The following is a 20,274-nucleotide window of genomic DNA, read 5'->3' as shown; positions in this document are numbered from 1 at the left end:
CAGGCCCAGGCTTCGGCCGACGCCCGTGCTGGTAAGAATAGGAACAGTATCATGAGAACCCTGCTGCTGACGGCCTGCGCCGTTTCGTCCCTTCTGGTCGCGTCGGTCCCGGCCGCGGCGTTCGCCGCCGAGGCCTCCCCGTCCGCCGCGCCGATGCAGCAGGCCGGAGCGCGGCTGAAGGCGCTCTATGAGGCGGAAACGGAAACGAGCATGACCCGCACCGGCCGGGTCAAAGGCGCCGACGGCGAATACGGCCCAGCGGATCGTCTGGCCGACGTCAGCCCGGCGGCGCAGCAGCAACGCCTGACCTATGTGCGCGAGCTGTTGCAGCAACTGGACGGCATTACGCTGGACGAACTGTCGGCGGAGGACCGCATCAACGCCGCCGTCTTCCGCACCAATCTGGAGCACGCCCTGATCGACGGTCAGGCCCGCCAGTGGGAGATGCCGTTCAACAGCGACAGCTCTTTCTGGACCTATCTGGACCAGTCGCGCAGCCTGCGCACCGCCGAGGACTACAGCGCCTTTATCTCGCGGATGCGCGACATCCCGCGCTATTTCGGCCAGCAGAAGGCCAATATGCGCGACGGCCTGGCGCGCGGTTTCAGCGTGCCGCGCGTGACGCTGGAAGGCCGCGAAGCCTCCATCACCAACTTCATCACCGACACGGCCGAGGCCAACTCCTTTTACGCCGCCTTCCGCCAGATGCCCTCGACCGTTTCGGCGTCCGACCAGGCGCGCCTGCGCGCCGAGGCCGCGACAGTCATCAATGAGGCGGTGATCCCGGCCTATCGGTCGCTGCTGGAGTTCTATCTGAACGAGTATCAGCCGCGCGCCCGCACCACGCTGGCGGCCCGCGACATGCCCGACGGCGTCGCCTTCTACGAATCCCAGGTCCGCAAATACACGACGCTGGAACTGAGCGGCGAGGAGATTCACCAGATCGGCCTGTCCGAGGTCGCCCGCATCCAGGCCGAGATGCGCCAGACGATGGCCGATGCGGGCTTCACCGGTTCGTTCGACGAGTTCCTGCATTTCCTGCGCACCGATCCGCAGTTCTACGCCAAGACGCCGGACGAGCTGATGATGGTGTCGGCCTGGGTCGCCGTGCGGGCCGATGGGGAGATCGGCAAGCTGATCGGCAAGCTGCCGCGCCGTCGCTACACCATCATCCAGGTGCCTGAGGCGCTGGCCCCCTTCTACACGGCGGGGCGCGGCGGTCTGGAAGCCTGCCAGATGAACACCCATAACCTGCCTAGCCGGCCCCTGTACAACATCCCGGCCCTGACCCTGCATGAATGCGCGCCGGGCCACAGCTTCCAGATGGCGCTGGCCGAGGAGCAGGACGCGGGACCGACCTTCCGTCGCCACACCTACTTCTCCGGCTATGGCGAGGGCTGGGGCCTCTATACGGAATGGCTGGGCGTCGAGATGGGCATCTATCGCACGCCCTACGAGAACTTCGGCCGCCTTAGCTATGAGATGTGGCGCGCGGCGCGTCTGGTGATCGACACTGGGGTGCACTTGAAGGGCTGGTCGCGCGAACAGGCCATCGACTATCTGGCGGGTCACACCGCCCTGTCGCGCCACGAGGTCGAGACCGAGGTGGACCGCTACATCAGCTGGCCTGGTCAGGCCCTGTCCTACAAGCTGGGCGAGCTGACCATCCGCCGCCTGCGCGGCGAGGCCGAGGTCGCCCTGGGCGAGCGTTTCGATCCGCGCCCGTTCCACGACGAAATCCTGGCTTTGGGTTCGGTGCCGCTGAACACGCTGGAGGAGCATATGCGCGCCTTCATCGCGCGCGGCGGCAAACCCGCTGAGACGGCCAAGGCGGTCGCCGCCCAATAAATACGGGCGACAGACGAGAGAAGGCGAGGGCGCGTCAGGGCTTGGACGCGCCCTTGGTCTTCTGGTCGATCAGAACGGCCTTTTGCCAGCGGCTGGGCGCCTTGTCGGTGCGATGGATGCAGCCCGCCCAGCAGCAGGGACGGCGCTTGCCCTCCCGCAGTTCCTCTACGGTCCGTCCGATGCGTCGCTGGCGCGTCGCCGGCTGTTTGGCGTCCTCAACCCAGCAGATGAACTCGTTACGACCCAGCGGGGTCAGGTTTCGCCACAGTTCGAAAACCTCGTCGTCTGCTTTCAGGGCGTTCTGAAGATCGGCGGCCGCCTGATGCACGGTTCCCTGCGGAAAACCGTCTGGCATGGGCCCTCCTGGAACTCGCGACCGATGTGTCGGCCTCTCTAGAATATAAGCGGCAACCCGATCGCGACCGCAAGCTCGGAGCGCGCGCCGGACGAGACTTAAGCCTTCGCAGTGGTGAGGGGCAGCGCCAGCTCCACCGCCAGTCCCGGCTGATTGTCGTCCAGCCGAAGCTCGCCGCCATGGGCCCGCGCCACGGCCGCCACCATGGCCAGTCCCAGACCGGCGCCGGAACTATGGTCGCTCGCGCCCTGACCCAGGCGATAGAAGCGGCGCAGCACCTTGTCGCGCTCGGCTTCCGGCACGCCGGGGCCTCGGTCGGCAATGCGGATGGTCGCCCAGCCGTCTTCGCTGGACGTGGAGACCTCGACCTGGCCGCCGCCGTGGAAGACGGCGTTCTCGATCAGGTTGGCCAGCGCCTGTTGCAGCAGGGCAGGGTCGGCCTCGATCGTGCCTGTGGGGGCCAAGGTGACGGTCAGGCGCCCGCCCGCCTCTTCGACGAAGGGGCTGTAGATGTCGGCCACGGCGCCGGCCAAGGCGGCGAGGTCCAACTGTTCGGTCTTCAGGGCGGCGTCGCCGCTCTCGATCCGCGCCAGCGTCAGCAGGGCCTCGAACAGGGCGCTGACCTGATCAGTCTCCTCAAGCGCGCGTTCGACGGCGGCTTCACGCGCTTGGGCGTCATTCAGATTGGCGGCCAGATGCTCCAGCCGGTTGCGGACCCGGTTCAGCGGCGCGCGCAGTTCGTGGGCCACCCCCTCGGACAGGGTCTTCAGCGTCGTCAGCGCCGCCTCCTGCCGGTCCAGCATCCGGTTGAGGTTGGCCGACAGTTCGTTGAACTCCCGCCCCAGGCCGACGGCGGGCAAGCGGGCCGAATCCTGACCGGCGATGATGCGGCCGACCGCCTGATTGACGTCCTCCAGCCGTTGCAGGAACAGCCGTCCGGCGAACCAGCCGCCAACCAGCGCCAGCAGGATCAGGGCGATCCCGCTCATCAGAGCATAGCGACGGATGCCGCCGCGCAGTTCGTCCAGATGCTGGATGTCGCGTCCGACCGCCAGCAGGCCGCCGTCGGACGCCCGCGCGCTCAGCGCCAGCATGTTGGGCGTCTGGTCGGGCCAGCGGGCGGGACGCGCCTTGTTGGGCAGGTTGCGGCGGAAGCCCGTCTCATTGACCGCCAGCCGCGTCAGGCCGTTGGAGAAGGTGCTGCCGTCCGGCGCCTCGACCAGCAGCAGATAGCGGCGGGCGTCGCGGTTGCGGGCCTCGGCGTTCAACTCCCGCACCAGCTGGGCCGTGCCGTGCCGGTTCGCGTCGGCGCGCATGACGTCCATCTGGTGGTTCAGCCCGTCGCGGACCTCGGCCTCGGCGAAGCGCATCAGCCCATAGTCCACGCCCGCGATCATCCCCGCAGCGCCCAGGCCGAACAGGACCGAGAAGGCGGCGGCGTAGCGCAGGCTGGCCGTGGACCAGACGGAGGGGCGCTTCGGCTCAGTCGGGGGCCTTGAGGACATAGCCCACCCCCCGAATGGTGTGGATCAACTCCTGATCGAAGCCACGATCGACCTTGGCGCGCAGGCGGCTGATGTGGGCGTCGATCAGATTGGCGCGCGGGTCGAAGTGGAAGCCCCACAGGCTTTCCAGCAGCATGGTGCGCGTCACCGCGTGACCGGCGTTGCGGGCCAGCCGCTCCAGCAGTTTGAACTCATGCGGGGTCAGGTCCAGCGTCCGGCCCGCGCGGGTCGCTCGGTGCGCGGCCACGTCGACCTCAAGATCCGCCACGCGATGCCGCGTCGATGTCTCGGCCAACGGCGGGCGGCGCACCAGGGCCTGAAGCCGTGCGCTCAGCTCGCTGAAGGCGAAGGGCTTGACCAGATAGTCGTCGGCGCCCGCGTTCAACCCCGCCACCCGATCATCCACCGAACCCAGCGCTGTCAGCATCAGCACCGGCGTCTTCAGCCCGCCTGCGCGCATGGCCTGGACGGCCTCCAGGCCCGGCAGGCCAGGCATCATGCGATCCACGACAAGGGCGTCGTACTGGCCCTCCATCGCCATGTGCAGGCCCGTCTCCCCATCGCCGGCTTCATCGACGGTGTGCCCCTGCTGGCGCAACCCTTCGGCCACGAAGGCGCGGGTTCGGGCATCATCGTCAATGACTAGCATTCGCATGAGCGCCCTTCTAAACCTCTGCGGCGAAACGACCAGACCGGCTTGGAATTAATCTGGCCGCAAGACAACGCGAAGGTTGCTCCGCTATAGGCCGATTGTTGCGAATGATATGCAACAGCTTGAGTGCAGCAGGGATCAGCATGGAGTCGAGAGTAGCGGAGTTTTGGGGCGCGCCCGATCTGTCGGTTCAGATCGGCGGCGGCGCATCCGAACGGCAAGAGGCCGCCGCTCCCAAGGACGACATGGACTGGGCCTTTGGACTGAGCACGCCCGAGCTTCGCCTGTTCACCACCGGTCTGAAGCAACGCCTGACGCCGGGACCGGCGGCGACGCTGGGGGCGCGCGTGCGCCGCTTCTTCGCTGATCTGCCCGTCGCGCCGGAAACCGATGAGCCGTCGCCGCGCCTGCTGGTCGGCGCCCTGCCGTTCGACCGCCGCGCCGACGATTGCCTGTTTCTGCCCGAGCGCGCCGCCAACCGTATCTGGGATATGCGCTCGAGCGCGCCGCGCCCCTCGATCCGCGCCCTGACGCCCGAGCCGTCGCGCGCGGCCTATGAGGCGGCGGTGACGCAGGCGCTTGCCGCCATGCGCGCTTCTCACGGCGGCGCCGAACCGATCAATAAGGTGGTGCTGTCGCGCAGCCTGAAGGTTCAGGGCGACGGCGCGATCGACCCCTTCGCCCTGTGGCGCGACCTGAAAGCCGACCCGACCGCCGCGCGCTTCCTGACGCCGCTGGGCGAGGGCGCTGGCGGAGCCATGCGCCGTCTGGTCGGCGCCACGCCGGAACTGCTGGTCTCCAAGCGCGGGCCCGCCGTCTTCTCTCACCCCCTGGCCGGGTCGGCCCGCCGCAGCGTCGACGTGGTGCAGGACGAGGCCGCGGCGCAGAGCCTTTTGGCTTCGGACAAAGACCGCCGCGAACACGCCTTGGTGGTCGAGGCCATCATGGATCTGCTGGCGCCCTATTGCAGCGACCTGCGCGCGCCGCCCGGACCGGCGCTCGTCTCGACCCGGACCATGTGGCACCTGGGCACGCGCATCGAGGGGCGGCTGCATCGCCCCGATGAAACCTCCGCCGCCGAACTGGCCGCCTTGTTGCATCCGACGCCGGCCGTCTGCGGCTCGCCGCGCGACCGGGCGGCTGAGATGATCCGCGCGCTTGAAGGCTATGACCGGGGCTTCTATGCCGGGGCCGTGGGCTGGACCAACGCCTTCGGCGACGGCGCATGGTACGTCTCGCTGCGCTGCGCCGAGACGTGCGGCGATCAGGCGCGTCTCTATGCCGGGGCGGGCGTTGTCGAAGGCTCCGACCCCGCCGCCGAGGCGGACGAGACGTCAGGTAAGTTCCAGGCCGTCCTGCGCGCCCTGGGCGTGGATGAGGCGAGCGTATGATTCCCCTGCAGCAGGTCTGGCCGGACGATCTGGCGGCCCTTTATCGCGCCAAGGGCTATTGGCGTGGAGAGACCTTCTCCCAACTGCTGCGCGATCGCGTCGAGGCGACCCCCGACGCCGTCGCCGTGGTCGGCATGGACCAGCGCTGGACCTATGGCGAGCTGCTGGAAAAGGCCGAGACTGCCGCCGCCGGGTTCATGGCGCTGGGGCTGAAGCCGGGCGACCGGGTCGTGGTGCAGTTGCCGAACCTGCCCGAGTTCCTCAGCGTGATCTTCGGCCTGTTCCGGGCCAGGCTGATCCCCGTCTATGCGCTGCCGGCCCACCGCTCGACCGAGATCGTTCACTTCCTGCGCCGGGCCGAGGCCTCGGCCTATGTCGTGGCCGACCGACATGAGGGCTTCGACTACCGGGTCCTGGCCCGCGCCGTTCAGGCCGAGGTTCTCGAACTGCGCCATGTGGTCGTGGTGGGCGAGGCGGAGGAGTTCGCATCCTTCGACGCCTTCCGCGCCGATGCGGCCTCCTTGCCGACCGAGGACGCCGATCCGTCTGACGTGGCCTTCCTGCAGATTTCGGGCGGCTCGACCGGCCTTTCCAAGCTGATCCCGCGCACGCACGACGACTACCTCTACAGCGTGCGCGAAAGCGCGGTGATCTCGAAACTGAGCGCGTCCAGCGTCTATCTGACGGCCCTGCCGGCCGCGCATAACTTCCCGATGAGCTCGCCGGGTTATCTGGGCGCCCTCTATGTCGGGGCGACGGTGGTGATGTCGCCGTCGCCGTCGCCGGACGCCTGCTTCCCCCTGATCGAGCGCGAGGGGGTGACGATCACCGGTCTGGTCCCGCCGCTGGCCCTGCTGTGGATGCAGGCGGCGCCGCGAAAGACCCACGACATCTCCAGTCTTGAGGTGCTGCTGGTCGGCGGCGCGAAATTCCTGCCAGAGGCGGCGCGGCGCGTGCGCACCGAACTGGGCTGCACCCTGCAACAGGTGTTCGGCATGGCCGAGGGGCTGGTCAACTACACCCGGCTGGACGACCCCGAGAGCCTGATCGTAGAAACGCAAGGACGCCCGATCAGCCCTGACGACGAAATCCTGATCGTCGACAATGCGGGCGCGCCGGTCGCCGAGGGCGAGCCGGGCAACCTGCTGACGCGCGGCCCCTATACGATCCGGGCCTATCACAATGAACCGGCGGCCAATGCGCGGTCCTTCACCGACGACGGCTTCTATCGCACCGGCGACGTGGTGCGCCGCACGCCCGAGGGCTACCTCGTGGTCATGGGCCGGGCCACCGACCACATCAACCGCGCGGGCGAGAAGATCTCGGCCGAGGAGGTCGAGGATCATCTGCTGGCCCACCCGGCCGTGTTCGACGCCGCCGTGGTGTCGGTGCCCGACGACTATCTGGGCGAGCGCATCTGCGCCTTCATCATCCCCAACGGCGCCCCGCCGCGCGGCGTCGAGCTGAAGGCCTGGATGCGCAAGCGCGACATCGCCGACTTCAAGGTGCCGGATCAGATCGTCTTCGTGGAAGACTTCGCCGTGACGGCTGTCGGCAAGGTCAGCCGCCGCGAACTGCGCGCCGCTCTGCGTCAGCGCATTCTGGAAGAAGAGGGCAAGGCGTGAGCGTCTCGAAAGGTCTGCCCACCGTCCCGGCCTACGCCCTGCCGACCGAGGCGGAAATCCCCGCCTCGCGCGCCCATTGGGCGCTGGAACGGGGCCGCGCCGCCCTGCTGGTCCACGACATGCAGCGCTATTTCATGCGCCCCTATGCGCCGGGCGCCGAGCCGCTGCCGGGGCTGATCGCCAACATCGCCCGCCTGATCGCGGCGGCGCGGGCGGCGGGCGTTCCGGTCTTCTACACCGCCCAGCACGGCGATCAGGATCGTCGCGACCGGGGCCTGCAGGCTGACCTGTGGGGACCGGGCATGAGCCGTATGCCCGAGCATGAAGACATCCTGCCGGAACTGGCCCCGGCGCCGGGCGACTTCCCTCTGGTCAAGCACCGCTACAGCGCATTCCAGCGCAGCAACCTCGAGACGCTGATGCGCGCGCGGGGGCGGGACCAGCTGATCGTCTGCGGCGTCTACGCCCACATCGGCTGCCAGCTGACGGCCGCCGAGGCGTTTCAGCGCGATATCGAACCCTTCTTCGTCGCCGATGCGCTTGGCGACTTCTCGCGCGACAAGCATATGGGCGCGGTGGCCTGGGCCGCCGACACCTGCGCCGTGGCCCTTTCGACGGCGCGCGTTCTGGAACGACTGACATGACCAAGCTGACCCCGCAGGATCTGACGCTGGAGCGCATGCGCGCCGATGTCGCCGCCGTGCTGCACGAAACGCCGGACTCCATTCTGGACGATGACAATCTGATGGACCTGGGCGTCGACTCCTTACGCGCACTCAACCTGTCGCTGGCGTGGAGCGAGGCCGTGCCGCTGGAGTTCAGCGAACTGGCCGAACACACCACGCTCGCAGGCTGGTGGAGCGTGGTTCAGGCGCGCCTGCGCGCCGCCGGTCACGACGCCTGACCTGACATCATGGACGACGGACGCATGGCGGCGGTGCTGGAACACCCGCTGACGGAAGCCCAATCCGGCCTGTGGTTCGCCCAGAGGCTGGACCCGGCCAACCCGATCTTCAACACGGCCCACTATCTCGACATCCGGGGCGATCTGGATGTCGAGGCCTTCCGCGCCGCCGTCGATCAGACCGCCGCCGAGGCCGAGGCCCTGTCGCTGCGTTTCGTTGAGAAGCACGGCGAGGTTTTCCAGACCCTCGAGCCGGTCCATCGTCCGCTGCTTCAGATCATCGACGTGTCCGCCGCCGCCGATCCGGTCGCCGAGGCCATGGCCGCCATGCGTCGCGACCATGAGACGCCGCTGGACCCTACCCGCGACCCGCTGGCCGCCAACATCCTGTTCCTGATGGGGCCGCAACGCTTCCTGTGGAGCCTGCGCGTCCACCACCTGGCCACCGACGGTTTCGGCATGTCCCTGCTGACCAACCGCACGGCCGAGCTTTACAACGCCGCGCGCGGCGGCCCGGCGCCCGGTCCGGTCTTCAACCCCATCGCCAAGGTGTGGGAGGAAGACGCCGCCTATCGCGTCTCGGACAAGCGCACGGCCGACGCCGCCTACTGGCGCGAGGTCATGGGCGATGCGCCTGAAGTGGCCTCTCTGGCGCCCGGCAAGGCGACGACCGCCCACCGCTTCCACCGCATCGAGCGCGCCCTGCCGCCGCAGGTCACGGCCCGCCTGCGCGCCCGCGCTGACGCCGGGCGCCTGTCCTGGCCCGACGTGTTGACCGCCATCGGCGCCGCCTATGTGCGCCGTTTCTCGGGCGCTGAAGAGGCTGTGATCGGCGTGCCGTGGATGGGGCGCATGGGCAGCGCCTCGGCGCGCACGCCCGCCATGATCATGAACGTCCCGCCGCTGCGCCTGACGCTGGACGAGGACGCGCCGCTGGACGAGCAGCTGGTCCTCGCCTCCAAGGCCCTGATCAAGACCCGCCGCCACGGTCGCTATCGCAGCGAGCAGTTGCGGCGCGACCTGGGCCTGATCGGCGGGGCGCGGCGTCTGTATGGGCCGCTGGTCAACGTCCTGCCGTTCGACCTGCCGCCGCGCTTTGCGGGACTGGACACCACGCTGAAGGTGCTGGGCACCGGCCCTGTCGACGACATCAGCTTCACCTTCCGTGGTGACGCTGCCCCGGCCCTGACGCTGGAAGTCGACGCCAACCCCGACCTCTACACGCTGGAGGAGGCTGCCGCCCACGCAGAGCGTTTGGCCGCCTTTCTGACGAACGCGCTGGACGCCGAAACGCTGGGCGAGGTTCCCATCGCCACGCCGGGCGAGGCCGCGCGCGAACTGGAAGCCTTCAACGACACCGCCCATCCGGTTCCCGACACGACGCTGACCGCCCTGCTGGAGATGGCGATGAAGGCGACGCCGGACGCCTCGGCGCTGACCTTCGGCGAGCAGACCCTGACCTACGCCGAACTGGACCGCCGCACGGCGGCGCTGGCCTCGGCGCTGGCGGCGCGCGGCGTGGGGCGCGAAAGCCTCGTCGCCGTGGCCCTGCCGCGTTCGCTGGAGTTGGTGATCGCGCTTGTCGCGACCCTGCGCGCAGGCGGCGCCTATCTGCCGCTGGATCTGGAGCATCCGGCCGAGCGCATCGCCGCCATCGTCCGCGCCGCCGGACCGAGCGTCGTGCTGGCCCATGACGACATCGGCGGCGCGGTTGGCGAGGCCCTGCTGGCGCCCGCCAAATGGCCGCTGGACGGGGCTGCGCCTGCGGTGGCGCAAGGGGGCGAGGACGCCGCCTATGTCATCTACACCTCGGGGTCGACCGGCGATCCCAAGGGGGTGCTGGTCGAGCATCGGGCCATCGTCAACCGCCTGCTGTGGATGCAGGCCGAATACGGCATCGGCGCCCACACCCGCATCCTACAGAAGACGCCCGCCACCTTTGACGTCTCGGTGTGGGAGTTCTTCCTCGCCCTGATTTCCGGCGGCGAACTGGTCGTGGCCCCGCCCGGCGCGCACCGCGATCCGGCCGCCATCGCCGGGCTGATCCGTCGCCATGCGATCACCGACCTGCACTTCGTCCCCTCCATGCTGTCGGCCTTTCTGGCCGATCCGGCGGCCAAGGGGATCACGGTCGCCCACGTCTTCTGCAGCGGCGAGGAGTTGCCCGCCGAACTGCGCGACCGCTTCCATCAGACGGTCAGCGCCGAACTGCACAACCTCTACGGCCCGACCGAGGCGGCGGTGGACGTCAGCTATTGGGCCGCCGGGCCGGAGGATACGTCCCGCCCCATGCCGATCGGCTGGCCGGTGTGGAACACCCGGCTGGTCATCCTGGACGAGCGGCTGCGCCCCGTGGCGCCCGGCATGGGCGGCCACCTGCATCTGGGCGGCGTCCAGTTGGCGCGCGGCTATCTGAACCGGCCCGACCTGACCGAGGCCGCCTTCATCCCCGACCCGCACCATCCGGGCCAGCGCCTGTATCGCACCGGCGACGTGGCGCGCCGGCGCGCCGACGGGGCGGTGGTCTATCTGGGCCGCAGCGACCATCAGGTGAAGATCCGCGGCCTGCGCATCGAACTGGGCGAGATCGAAGCCGCCGTCATCGCCAGCGGTCTGGCGCGCGAGACGGTGGTGCTGGCGCGCGAGGACCGGCCGGGAGAGCGCCGTCTGGTCGCCTATCTGGTCCCGTCCGAGGGCTACAACCCCGCCACGCTGAAGGCCAAGCTGGCCGCGCGCCTGCCTGACTACATGGTCCCCGCCGCCATGGTGGCGCTGGACGCCCTGCCGACGACCTCCAACGGCAAGCTGGACCGCAAGGCGCTGCCCGCCCCGGTGTTCGAGGCCGCAGCGGGCCGGGCGGCTGAGACGCCGACCGAGAAAGTCATCGCCGAACTTTTCGCCGAGACGCTGGGCCGGGCCGAACCGGCGGGCGCCGACGACGACTTCTTCACCCTGGGCGGCGACTCCCTGCTGGCCGTGCACCTGATGATGCTGATCCGCGAGCGGTTGGGGCGCGATCCGGGCCTGGGCGCCCTGTTCGACCGACCGCGCGTGGCGGAACTGGCCGCCCTGATCGACGCTGAGGCGCTGGACTTCGACAACGGGCTGGGCGTGCTGATCCGTCTGGCCGAGGGCGATGCGGCCCTGGCGCCGCTGTTCCTGATCCACCCGGCGGGGGGGCTGTCGTGGGGCTATCGCACCCTGGCGCGCGCCCTGTCGCCCCGCCGCACGGTGTGGGGCGTGCAGTCGCCCGCGCTGGACCCCGATAACGCCTTGCCGGACGGTATCGAGGCGCTGGCGTCGGTGTATGTCGATCATATTCTGGCGCTTGGCGCGCCCGGCCCGGTCCATATCGCGGGCTGGTCCGTGGGCGGCATCATCGCCCAGGCGGCGGCGGTCGAGCTGGAGCGGCGCGGGGTCAAGGTCGGCCTGATGGCCATGCTGGATTCCTATCCGGCCGAGTGCTGGCGCGCCGAGCCTGAGCCCGACCCGGTGGACGCCCTGCGCGCGCTTCTGGCCATCGCCGGCTACGACCCGACCCAGTATCCCGAACTGCGCAGCCGTGCGGCCATCCTCGCCTTTTTGAAGGCGGGCGACAGCGCGCTGGGCGGCCTGCCCGAGGCGGCTCTGGACGGGGTCATCCGCGTGGTGATGGACACCAATCGGCTGGTGCGCGAACACTATCACAAGCCTTTCGGAGGCCGCACCACCCACGTCCGCGCGGCTCTGGATCACACGGAGCGCGACCTGACGCCGGGCCTATGGCGCCCCTACGCCGCCGATCTGGACGTGGTCGAGGTTCCCTTCCTGCACCCGCAACTGACCGGCCCGGCGGCGACGGCCCTGATCGCCCCGGCGCTGGACGCCCGCATGACCGCCGCAGAGGATACGACACGATGAGAGACAGCGGACTGTCCGGCCGTCTGGCCCTGGTCACGGGCGCGGGGGGCGGCATCGGCGCGGCCGTGGTGCGCCTGCTGGTCGAGGAGGGCGCGCGCGTGGTCGCCACCGACCTGCCGTCCACCGCACTGTCAGGTCTGGCCTTCCTGAAGGGCGTCCGCATCGAGCCGCTGGACGTATCCGACGGCGCGGCGGTCGAGGCCCTGTTCGAGCGCATCGAGGGCGAGGACGGCCCCATCGACCTGGTGGCCAGCGTGGCGGGCGTCCTGTCCAATGTGACGGTGGATCAGACCTCGGACGCCGAATGGCGCCGCGTCTTCGCGGTCAATACGGATGGGCCTTTCCACCTGGGCCGTGAAGTTTCGCGCCGGATGGGCGAGCGGGGCAAGGGGGCCTTCGTCACCGTCAGCTCCAATGCTGCGGGCGTGCCGCGTCATGCGATGGCGGCCTATGCCGCGTCCAAGGCGGCGGCGACCATGTTCACCCGCTGTCTGGGGCTGGAGCTGGGGCCCAAGGGCGTCCGCTGCAACATCGTCGCCCCGGGCTCGACCCTGACGCCGATGCAGACGGGCATGTGGGCGGATGAAGACGGCGCCGCCCGCGTCATCGCCGGCTCGCCCGAGACGTTCAAGGCGGGCATCCCGCTGCAGAAGCTGGCGACGCCCGAAGACATCGCCGAGGCTGTGGTCTTCCTGCTGTCCGATCGGGCCGCCCACATCACCATGACGGACCTCTATGTCGACGGCGGGGCCACGCTGCGGGCCTGAACTGCAGCGGAGCCGTTTCAGGACATGGGCGGGGGAGGCGGCGTGCGGTCGGGCGGCAGGGGGATGAACTCCTGATCGTCCATGTCGGGCAGCTTCATGCGCCCGGCGCGCCAGTCGGCCTTGGCCTGTTCGATCCGGTCCTGCGACGAGGAAACGAAGTTCCACTCGATGAAACGCTCGCCCACCGGCTCGCCGCCCAGCACCATGACGGTGGTCGGCTGCAGGGCGTGGATGACCGATGGCGATCCCTTGGACAGCACCGCCATCTGGCCGTGGCCTAGGGGCCTGCCGTCGTCGATCTCGACCAGCCCCTGAACGACGTAGACGGCGCTTTCGGAATGGTCGGTCGGGGTCTGGAACCGGGCGCCGGGCTCAAGCTCCAGGTGCAGGTAGTGCAGGGGCGAGAAGGTGCTGACGCCCGCCTTCATGTCCATGGTCTCGCCCGCGACCAGACGGCCTTTGACGCCGTTCTCGATCCAGGTCGGCAGGTCGCCGGGGACGACGTGCTGAAAGGAGGGATCGATCTCTTCCTGACCCTTGGGCAGGGCGACCCAGGCCTGGATGCCTTCAAGACGCAGACCCTCCATCCGCGCCCGCTCGAAGCGTTCGGAGTGGGTGACGCCGCTGCCGGCGGTCATCCAGTTGACCTCGGCCGGGCGGATGTCCTGCTGGACGCCCAGGCTGTCGCGGTGGGTGATCTCGCCGTCGAACAGATAGGTCAGGGTCGAGATGCCGATGTGCGGGTGCGGGCGCACGTCGACCGTCTGGGGAATGCCCGCAGGCATATCCACCGGTCCCATGTGGTCGAAGAAGACGAAGGGGCCGACCATGCGGCGCTTGGCGTAGGGCAGGACGCGGCCGACTTCAAAGCCGCCGAGGTCTTTGCGGCGCTGGTCGATGACGAGTTCGATCATGGGGGGCCTCCTTGAAAGGGGGGCGGCCCGGCGCTGGCCGGGCCGCCTGTTGCTCAGTGTGTCACGCTGCGGCGGGGATGTCGCCGAAGCGGCCGCTGTTGAAGTCCGTGATGGCGGTGCGGATCTCGTCCTCGCTGTTCATCACGAAGGGGCCATAGCCGACGATGGGCTCGTCGATTGGCTCTCCGGTCAGGATCAGCAGGGTCGTGTCCGCATCGGCGCTCAGGGTCACGCTGTCGCCCTGACGGTCCAGCAGCAGGGCCTCGGCGGCGCCGGCCGGCTGGTCGCCGTTGACGGTGACATGACCCGACAGAACCACCACCATGGCCGTGTGGCCTTGGGGCAGGTCCAGCGTCGTCTCGGCGTCCCGGTTCAACCGTACGTCCCACACATTGATGGGGGTGAAGGTCGTGGCCGGGCCTTTGGAGCCCTCCATCGCGCCGGCGATAATCCGCGCGGTCCCTGCATTGTCAGGCAGGGCGACGGACGGAATGTCGGCGTTCAGGATCGACTGGTAGCCGGGACGGGTCATCTTGTCCTTGGCGGGCAGGTTGACCCACAGCTGAACCATGCGGAACGGGCCGCCGGTGCGCGAGAAGGCCGGGGAATGGAACTCCTCGTGCAGGATGCCGCCGCCCGCCGTCATCCACTGGACGTCGCCAGGGCCGATGATCCCGCCCTGGCCGGTCGAGTCGCGGTGCTCGACCTCGCCGTCATAGACGATGGTCACGGTCTCGAAGCCGCGGTGCGGATGCTGGCCCACGCCCCGCCGCTCGGTCGTCGGCTCGAAGTTGTACGGACCGGCGTAGTCGAGCAGCAGGAAGGGGCTGACCTGCTTGCCGGCGGCGTTGTAGGAAAACAGCGAACGGACGGGGAAGCCGTCGCCGACCCAGTGGCCGCGCTCGTTGCCGTAACGGCCCAGAACCTTCTTCATGGTCTAGTCTCCATTCGTCGGATCGGCCGCTGGGGGCAGGGCCGATCGCGTTGAAGAACTTATGCCTGCGAAACGATGAGCCGGGCAGATTGCGAAATCGCCTCGCTGCGTTCTATCAATAGGACGATGAGAGACCTTAACGACCTCTATTATTTCGTGCAGGTGGTGGATCACCACGGCTTCGCCCCGGCGGCGCGGGCGCTGGGGATGCAGAAATCCAAGCTCAGCCGCCGCATCGCTGCGCTGGAAGACCAGTTGGGCACGCGGCTGATCCAGCGGTCCTCGCGCAAGTTCTCCGTCACCGAGATCGGTCAGGCCTATTACCAGCACTGCCTCGCCATGCTGGTCGAAGCCGAGGCCGCTCAGGCCCTGATCGACGGCGCCCGGTCCGAGCCGTGCGGCACGATCCGCGTCGCCTGCGCGCCGGGCCTGCTGACCTATCAGATGAGCGGGCTGATCGTGCGCTTCATGGCCCTGTATCCCGAGCTTGAGGTGCAGCTTCACAGCACCAGCCGCCGGGTGGACGTGATCGGCGAGGGATTCGACCTGGCCATCCGGGTCCGCGAGCCGCCGCTGGAGCAGATCGATCTGGTCATGCGAAAGCTGGACGAGAGCGTGCATCGCCTGGTCGCCAGCCCGGACCTGATCGCCGGCATGGGAACGCCGACCGGCCCGGCGGATCTGGCGGGCTGGCCCAGCGTGGATTTCGGCCCGGCGCATCGCGATCACGTATGGGCCCTGCACCATAAGGACGGCATGACGGCGTCGGTGCGCCATGCGCCGCGTCTGGTCACCGACGACCTGCACATGCTGCACGACGGCGCTCTGAGCGGCCTGGGCGTGGGTCTGCTGCCCAGCGTGGCGGTGATGCGCGACCTTGAGACGGGGCGGCTGATCGACCTGCTGCCGGACTGGCGGCCCAAGAAGTGGATCGTCCACGCGGTCTTCCCGTCGCGGCGCGGGCTGCTGCCTTCGGTGCGCATGTTGCTGGATTTTCTGGTCGAGGGTTGCGCCGAGCAGCAAATTCACGGCGAAAGGCTGTCGTCGCCTGATATGGCGGCGCTAGCGAAGACGAAGGACTGAAATGCGTCTGGTCGGATTGTCGGGCAGCCTGAGGGCGGCCTCCTACAACAGCGCTCTGTTGCGCGCGGCGCAGGAGACGGCGCCGCCGAACGTAGAACTGATCGCCGCGACCATCCACAGCATCCCTCTTTATGACGGCGACCTGGAGGCCGAGCAGGGCCTGCCCGAGGCCGTGGTGGCGCTGAAGGACCTGATCGCCGGTTGCGACGGGCTGATGCTGTTCACGCCGGAATACAACAACTCCATCCCCGGCCCGTTCAAGAACGCCATCGACTGGCTCAGCCGGCCCAGTTCAGACATCGCACGGGTGTTCGGCGGGCGGCCGGCGGCGGTGCTGGGCGCCTCGCCCGGGCCGTTCGGGACGCTGATGAGCCAGGCGGCCTGGCTGCCGGTGCTGCGCACCCTGGGCGCGGCGCCCTGGTTCGGGGCGCGGCTGATGGTCCCGCGCGCGGGCGACGCCTTCGACGCCGAGGGCCGCCTGATCGACGCAGATACGCGCCGTCGCCTGACCGCCTTCGTCGCCGGTTTCGCTAATCACTGCCGGGGGCTGTCGGCATGAGCGGCGAAACCTTCGATATCGTCGCCTATCGGCCGGACCATCGCGACGCCTGGCGCACCCTGAACGAAGCCTGGCTGGCCGAGGGCGGCTTCGCCATCGAAGCCAAGGACCGCAAGGTGCTGGGCGACCCCGAGGGGCAGATCCTGACGCCGGGCGGCCGCATCTTCTTCGTCGAACAGGCGGGGCAGGCCGTCGGCTGCTGCGCCCTGATGGCGATGGACGACGGCGGCTATGAGGTCGCCAAGATGACCATTGCGCCGTCCGCGCGCGGTCAGGGGCTGTCGCGCCGGCTGCTGGACGCCTGCGAGGCGGCGGCCCGCGAGGCGGGGGCGCATCGCCTCTATCTGGAGACCAGTTCGACGCTCGGCCCGGCGCTGGCGCTCTATGACAGCTTCGGCTTTGTCCGCCTGCCGCCGCGCGACACGCCCTATGTTCGGGCCGACGTCTTCATGGAGAAGGCGCTGGGTTTCTCCTCCCCATGACATGGGGAGGTGGATCGGCGGCGTAGCCGTCGAGACGGAGGGGCCGCTTGGTTCCGCAGCCTTAAGCCCCTCCACCGGTACGCGGTCCCCCTCCCCACGCAGTGGGGAGGAAAGATTCTACTCCTTCGACAGGTCCTGTCTCTGGAACCACGCCAGAGCCAGAAGGAAGGGGCCCAAGCTCCACAGCGCCAGTCCCGCGATGGCGCGCCAGGCGGCGCCTGCGGGGACTAGGGCGGCCTCCATGCCGCCCTTGATCAGAAGTTTCAGCACTTCATAGGCGTCGCCGGGCAACAGCAGCATCGTCGCCCAGTCGCCCATCTGCCAGCCGAACAGCGGGCTCAGCTTGGCCAGGAAGAACTGGCCGACGCCGATGACCAGGGGCACGAATAGCGCCGCCAGCAGGGACCGCGTCACTGTCGCCGCCAGCAGGCCGAGCAGCAGGAACTGCACCACCCGCACATAGGACAGAAGCGCCAGCAGGCCGAAGGCCTGCGCCTGTTCGCCGCCGAAGCCGAAGGTGAAGCTGCGCCCGAAGATCACGCCCTTGGCGACATCGGCGCCGAGGCTGGCTAGCAGCAGCAGGAACAGTCCGGCCAGGGTCATCAGCTTGACCGCGCCTACCTTGCCCATGATCAGGTTCGGCCGGGTGTTGCGCGCCGTGATCAACCGCCAGGTCTCCCAGCGGTAGTCGCCGGCGAAGACGGTGGCCGCGCCGATCAACAGGAAGGCCAGCGCGCCCGGATTGGCCAGCCCGCCGGCCGCATCGACCAGCGACTGGCCCAGATCGACGGCGCTGGCCGTCAGTTTCAGTTCGACCGGCAGGGTCTGCATCGCCCCGTCCATCTTGGACCGAATGAACAGGAAGCTTGCGGTCGCCAGCCCCAGCGAGATCAGGGGCACGAACACGACGCTCCAGAACACGGCCGTGCGGTTCTGCAGCAGGCGCCAGGTTTCGGCGCGGATGGCGTCGGCCAGCATCATGGGCGGCCTCCTGCGGCGGCAGAGGTTTCGGTCATGAAGACGCTTTCCAGATCGGCGCCGACCCAGCGGGCCTCATCGATGTCCACGCCCTGTTCGATCAGGGCGCGCAGCAGGGCAGGGGCCTCGGCGCGGGAAATGGCGGCCATGACGGCGTCGTCCTGAACGCTGCCCCGCTCGCCCAGCACGGCCAGGACCTTGGCCAGGGGCGTTGCCGACAGACGCAGCCGCTCGCCCGAGGCGGTCAGGTCGCTGACCCTGCCCTCGGCCGCCAGCTTGCCCCGGTTCAGGATGGCGACGCGGTCGCAGACGCGCTGGACTTCCAGAAGCTGGTGGCTGGCCAGAACGACGGTGACGCCGTCGTCGTCGGCCAGACTGCGGATCAAGGCGCGCATCTCCTGAATGCCGGGGGGATCCATGCCGCTGGTCGGTTCATCCAGGATGACCAGATCGGGCCGGGTCATCAGGGCGGCGGCGACGCCCAGCCGTTGCATCATCCCGACCGAGAAGCCGCGCACCTTGCGGTCGGCCGCCTCGGACAGGTCGACCCGATCCAGCCAGCGGTCGGTCTCAGCCTCTGCGCCCATGCCGTGCGCCAGCGCCAGCCAGCGCAGGGCCTGACGCGCGGTCAGATAGGGCGGATAGCGCGGCGTCTCGATCATCGAGCCCATGCGCCGGGTCACGGCCGGATCGCCGGCGTGCTGGCCCATCACCCGCACCTCGCCCGCTGTGGGCCGGATCAGGCCCAGCAGGATGCGGAATAGGGTCGACTTGCCCGCGCCGTTCGGCCCCAGCACCCCATAGACCCCGCCGCGCGGTATGCTGAGACTGAGGCCGTCCAAGGCGCGCACCGCGCCATAGGTCTTGGTCAGGCCGTTCGTTTCGATAACGCTGGTCATGAAGGGGAGCGTGGCCCGTGGTTGAAAAACCGGCAAGCCGTCTTCTGTCTGTCGCGGATTAAGCTTAGGCAATGTTCGCGAAAGTCGGTTTGTCGGAGTTCCTCATGTTTGATCGTCTGTTCGGGCTGGCGCGCGCCGCCGTCCTGACGCTGGCCGTCGCCGCCTGCGCCACCACGCCGCCCGTCGCGCCGGTCGAAACGGCTCAGGCGCCGAACGTCATCCTGATCTCCATCGACGGCTTCCGTGCGGACTATCTGGAACGCGGGGCGACGCCGGTGCTGGCGCAACTGGCGGCCGACGGGGCGTCGGGGCCGATGAAGCCGTCCTTCCCCAGCGTGACCTTTCCCAATCACTATACGCTCGTCACCGGCCTGCATCCCGATCACCACGGCATCGTCGGCAACAATATGGTCGACGCTGAACTGGGCCGGTTCTCGCTTGGCAACAAGCAGGCGGTCACCGATCGCCGCTGGTGGGAGCAGGGGGAGCCGATCTGGGTCTCGGCCGAGCGGCAGGGGGTGAAGACGGCCACCATGTTCTGGCCGGGCTCCGAGGCCGACATTCGCGGCGTGCGTCCCACCTATTGGACGCCTTTCGACCAGTCGCTGCCGGGCGACGCCCGCGTTGATCAGGTGCTGGCCTGGATGGACCTGCCCGCCGCCCAGCGCCCGGCCCTGACCACCCTCTATTTCGATATCGTCGACACCATGGGCCACAACCACGGCCCCGACGCGCCGCAGACGTTGGAAGCGTTGCGTTCGGTCGACGCCTCCATCGGGCGTCTGGTCGAGGGGCTGAAGGCTCGGGGCCTGTATGACAAAACCATGGTGGTGGTGGTGTCGGACCACGGCATGGCGGCGACTTCGCCCGACCGCGTCACCGTGCTGGACGACATTATCGATCCCGAAGCGGTGCAGATCGTCTATTCGGGCGCGGTCGCCTTCCTGAACCCCGTGGCGGGCCGCGAGGCCGAGGTCGAGCAGGCCCTGCTGGGCTCGCGCCCGCACCTGGACTGCTGGCGCAAGAGCGAGATTCCGGCGCGCTTCGTCCTGGGCTCCAACCCGCGCGTCTCGGCTATCGTCTGCGCGTCCGAGCCCGGCTGGCTGCTGGCGACCAAGGCACGGCCGGTGACCAAGCCCGGCGGCGCCCACGGGTATGACAACGCCGCGCCCGAGATGCAGGCCGTCTTCATCGCCCGCGGTCCCGGCGTGATCGCGGGGCGGCGGTTGCAGAACCTGGACAGCGTCGACGTCCAGCCCTTCCTGGCGCGCCTGCTGGGCGTGACCGCGCCGCGCGGCGACGGCGATCCGAACGACACCCTGCCAGTCACGGTGCGCTGATCGGCGATCTCTCGGCACGCGGCGGAACGGGACGGGGTCACGTCCGTTTGATCGCCGCCGCGCCTTTGAGCGAACGAGGGCCTTGATCCTGTCGAAAAGCCGAGGCGGAATGAACGAAACGCCCAAGCTTGATAAAAA

The 20,274-nt window shown here is 69.0% G+C and carries 18 protein-coding genes; 11 read left to right on the top strand and 7 right to left on the bottom strand.

The window, feature by feature from the left end; genetic code table 11:
* The first annotated feature begins 51 nt into the window (after window positions 1-51).
* Window positions 52-1,848 (top strand): DUF885 domain-containing protein, encoded by a 1,797-nt coding sequence (locus PIB44_RS10905; protein WP_278069385.1) that lies wholly within the window; start codon window positions 52-54, stop codon window positions 1,846-1,848.
* Between the two features lie 34 nt (window positions 1,849-1,882).
* Here PIB44_RS10905 and PIB44_RS10900 read toward each other — a convergent pair whose 3' ends face one another.
* The 3 genes from PIB44_RS10900 to PIB44_RS10890 form a co-directional block, all read right to left on the bottom strand.
* Window positions 1,883-2,203, bottom strand: coding sequence for a YdeI/OmpD-associated family protein (locus PIB44_RS10900; RefSeq protein ID WP_278069384.1), 321 nt, complete (start codon window positions 2,201-2,203; stop codon window positions 1,883-1,885).
* Between the two features lie 98 nt (window positions 2,204-2,301).
* A complete protein-coding gene (locus PIB44_RS10895; protein WP_278069383.1) occupies window positions 2,302-3,708 on the bottom strand; it encodes a sensor histidine kinase in 1,407 nt (468 codons plus the stop codon).
* Window positions 3,686-4,363 carry a response regulator gene (locus tag PIB44_RS10890; protein WP_278069382.1) on the bottom strand — a complete coding sequence of 226 codons (678 nt, stop codon included), beginning with the start codon at window positions 4,361-4,363 and terminating at the stop codon, window positions 3,686-3,688. The genes PIB44_RS10895 and PIB44_RS10890 overlap by 23 nt, the downstream gene beginning before the upstream one ends.
* A 140-nt stretch (window positions 4,364-4,503) precedes the next feature.
* On the opposite strand from PIB44_RS10890, the gene PIB44_RS10885 reads away from it, so the two are divergent.
* From PIB44_RS10885 to PIB44_RS10860, 6 genes are read left to right on the top strand one after another with little or no spacing between them, the layout of a single operon-like run.
* Window positions 4,504-5,751: an isochorismate synthase gene (locus PIB44_RS10885; protein ID WP_278069381.1), complete on the top strand. Its 1,248-nt coding sequence runs from the start codon at window positions 4,504-4,506 to the stop codon at window positions 5,749-5,751.
* Window positions 5,748-7,376, top strand: coding sequence for a (2,3-dihydroxybenzoyl)adenylate synthase (locus PIB44_RS10880; protein WP_278069380.1), 1,629 nt, complete (start codon window positions 5,748-5,750; stop codon window positions 7,374-7,376). The genes PIB44_RS10885 and PIB44_RS10880 overlap by 4 nt, the downstream gene beginning before the upstream one ends.
* Window positions 7,373-8,020, top strand: coding sequence for an isochorismatase family protein (locus tag PIB44_RS10875; RefSeq protein ID WP_278069379.1), 648 nt, complete (start codon window positions 7,373-7,375; stop codon window positions 8,018-8,020). The genes PIB44_RS10880 and PIB44_RS10875 overlap by 4 nt, the downstream gene beginning before the upstream one ends.
* Window positions 8,017-8,280 carry a phosphopantetheine-binding protein gene (locus PIB44_RS10870; protein WP_024353927.1) on the top strand — a complete coding sequence of 88 codons (264 nt, stop codon included), beginning with the start codon at window positions 8,017-8,019 and terminating at the stop codon, window positions 8,278-8,280. The genes PIB44_RS10875 and PIB44_RS10870 overlap by 4 nt, the downstream gene beginning before the upstream one ends.
* A gap of 9 nt (window positions 8,281-8,289) precedes the next feature.
* The gene (locus tag PIB44_RS10865) at window positions 8,290-12,180 is read left to right on the top strand and encodes a non-ribosomal peptide synthetase (protein WP_278069378.1); all 3,891 of its coding nucleotides are present in this window, start codon (window positions 8,290-8,292) and stop codon (window positions 12,178-12,180) included.
* Complete coding sequence (locus PIB44_RS10860) at window positions 12,177-12,947, top strand: 2,3-dihydro-2,3-dihydroxybenzoate dehydrogenase (RefSeq protein ID WP_025977634.1); 771 nt, start codon at window positions 12,177-12,179, stop codon at window positions 12,945-12,947. The genes PIB44_RS10865 and PIB44_RS10860 overlap by 4 nt, the downstream gene beginning before the upstream one ends.
* Window positions 12,948-12,964: 17 nt before the next feature.
* Here PIB44_RS10860 and PIB44_RS10855 read toward each other — a convergent pair whose 3' ends face one another.
* Both PIB44_RS10855 and PIB44_RS10850 read right to left on the bottom strand, forming a co-directional pair.
* Window positions 12,965-13,861 carry a pirin family protein gene (locus PIB44_RS10855; RefSeq protein ID WP_278069377.1) on the bottom strand — a complete coding sequence of 299 codons (897 nt, stop codon included), beginning with the start codon at window positions 13,859-13,861 and terminating at the stop codon, window positions 12,965-12,967.
* 61 nt (window positions 13,862-13,922) lie between these two features.
* A complete protein-coding gene (locus tag PIB44_RS10850; protein WP_134581354.1) occupies window positions 13,923-14,795 on the bottom strand; it encodes a pirin family protein in 873 nt (290 codons plus the stop codon).
* Window positions 14,796-14,921: 126 nt separating this feature from the next.
* On the opposite strand from PIB44_RS10850, the gene PIB44_RS10845 reads away from it, so the two are divergent.
* The 3 genes from PIB44_RS10845 to PIB44_RS10835 are packed head-to-tail and all read left to right on the top strand — an operon-like array spanning window position 14,922 to window position 16,919.
* Window positions 14,922-15,878 carry a LysR substrate-binding domain-containing protein gene (locus PIB44_RS10845; RefSeq protein WP_278069376.1) on the top strand — a complete coding sequence of 319 codons (957 nt, stop codon included), beginning with the start codon at window positions 14,922-14,924 and terminating at the stop codon, window positions 15,876-15,878.
* 1 nt (window position 15,879) lies between these two features.
* Entirely contained in the window at window positions 15,880-16,437 is a 558-nt protein-coding gene (locus tag PIB44_RS10840; protein WP_278069375.1) for an NADPH-dependent FMN reductase, read from the top strand.
* Window positions 16,434-16,919 carry a GNAT family N-acetyltransferase gene (locus PIB44_RS10835; protein WP_278069374.1) on the top strand — a complete coding sequence of 162 codons (486 nt, stop codon included), beginning with the start codon at window positions 16,434-16,436 and terminating at the stop codon, window positions 16,917-16,919. Before PIB44_RS10840 ends, PIB44_RS10835 begins: the two co-directional genes overlap by 4 nt.
* 117 nt (window positions 16,920-17,036) lie before the next feature.
* Here the strand turns inward: PIB44_RS10835 and PIB44_RS10830 are convergent, their stop codons facing one another.
* Both PIB44_RS10830 and PIB44_RS10825 read right to left on the bottom strand, forming a co-directional pair.
* A complete protein-coding gene (locus PIB44_RS10830; protein WP_278069373.1) occupies window positions 17,037-17,900 on the bottom strand; it encodes a hypothetical protein in 864 nt (287 codons plus the stop codon).
* Complete coding sequence (locus tag PIB44_RS10825) at window positions 17,897-18,796, bottom strand: ABC transporter ATP-binding protein (RefSeq protein ID WP_278069372.1); 900 nt, start codon at window positions 18,794-18,796, stop codon at window positions 17,897-17,899. Before PIB44_RS10825 ends, PIB44_RS10830 begins: the two co-directional genes overlap by 4 nt.
* Window positions 18,797-18,900: 104 nt before the next feature.
* Here PIB44_RS10825 and PIB44_RS10820 point away from each other — a divergent pair, with 104 nt between their 5' ends.
* Window positions 18,901-20,136, top strand: coding sequence for an alkaline phosphatase family protein (locus PIB44_RS10820; RefSeq protein ID WP_278069371.1), 1,236 nt, complete (start codon window positions 18,901-18,903; stop codon window positions 20,134-20,136).
* Window positions 20,137-20,274 lie beyond the last annotated feature (138 nt).

It is taken from the genome of Brevundimonas sanguinis, assembly GCF_029636725.1.
Lineage (GTDB): Bacteria > Pseudomonadota > Alphaproteobacteria > Caulobacterales > Caulobacteraceae > Brevundimonas > Brevundimonas sanguinis.
The sequence above is the reverse complement of the archived record's forward strand: the minus strand, read 5'-3'. Positions and strand labels throughout refer to the sequence as shown.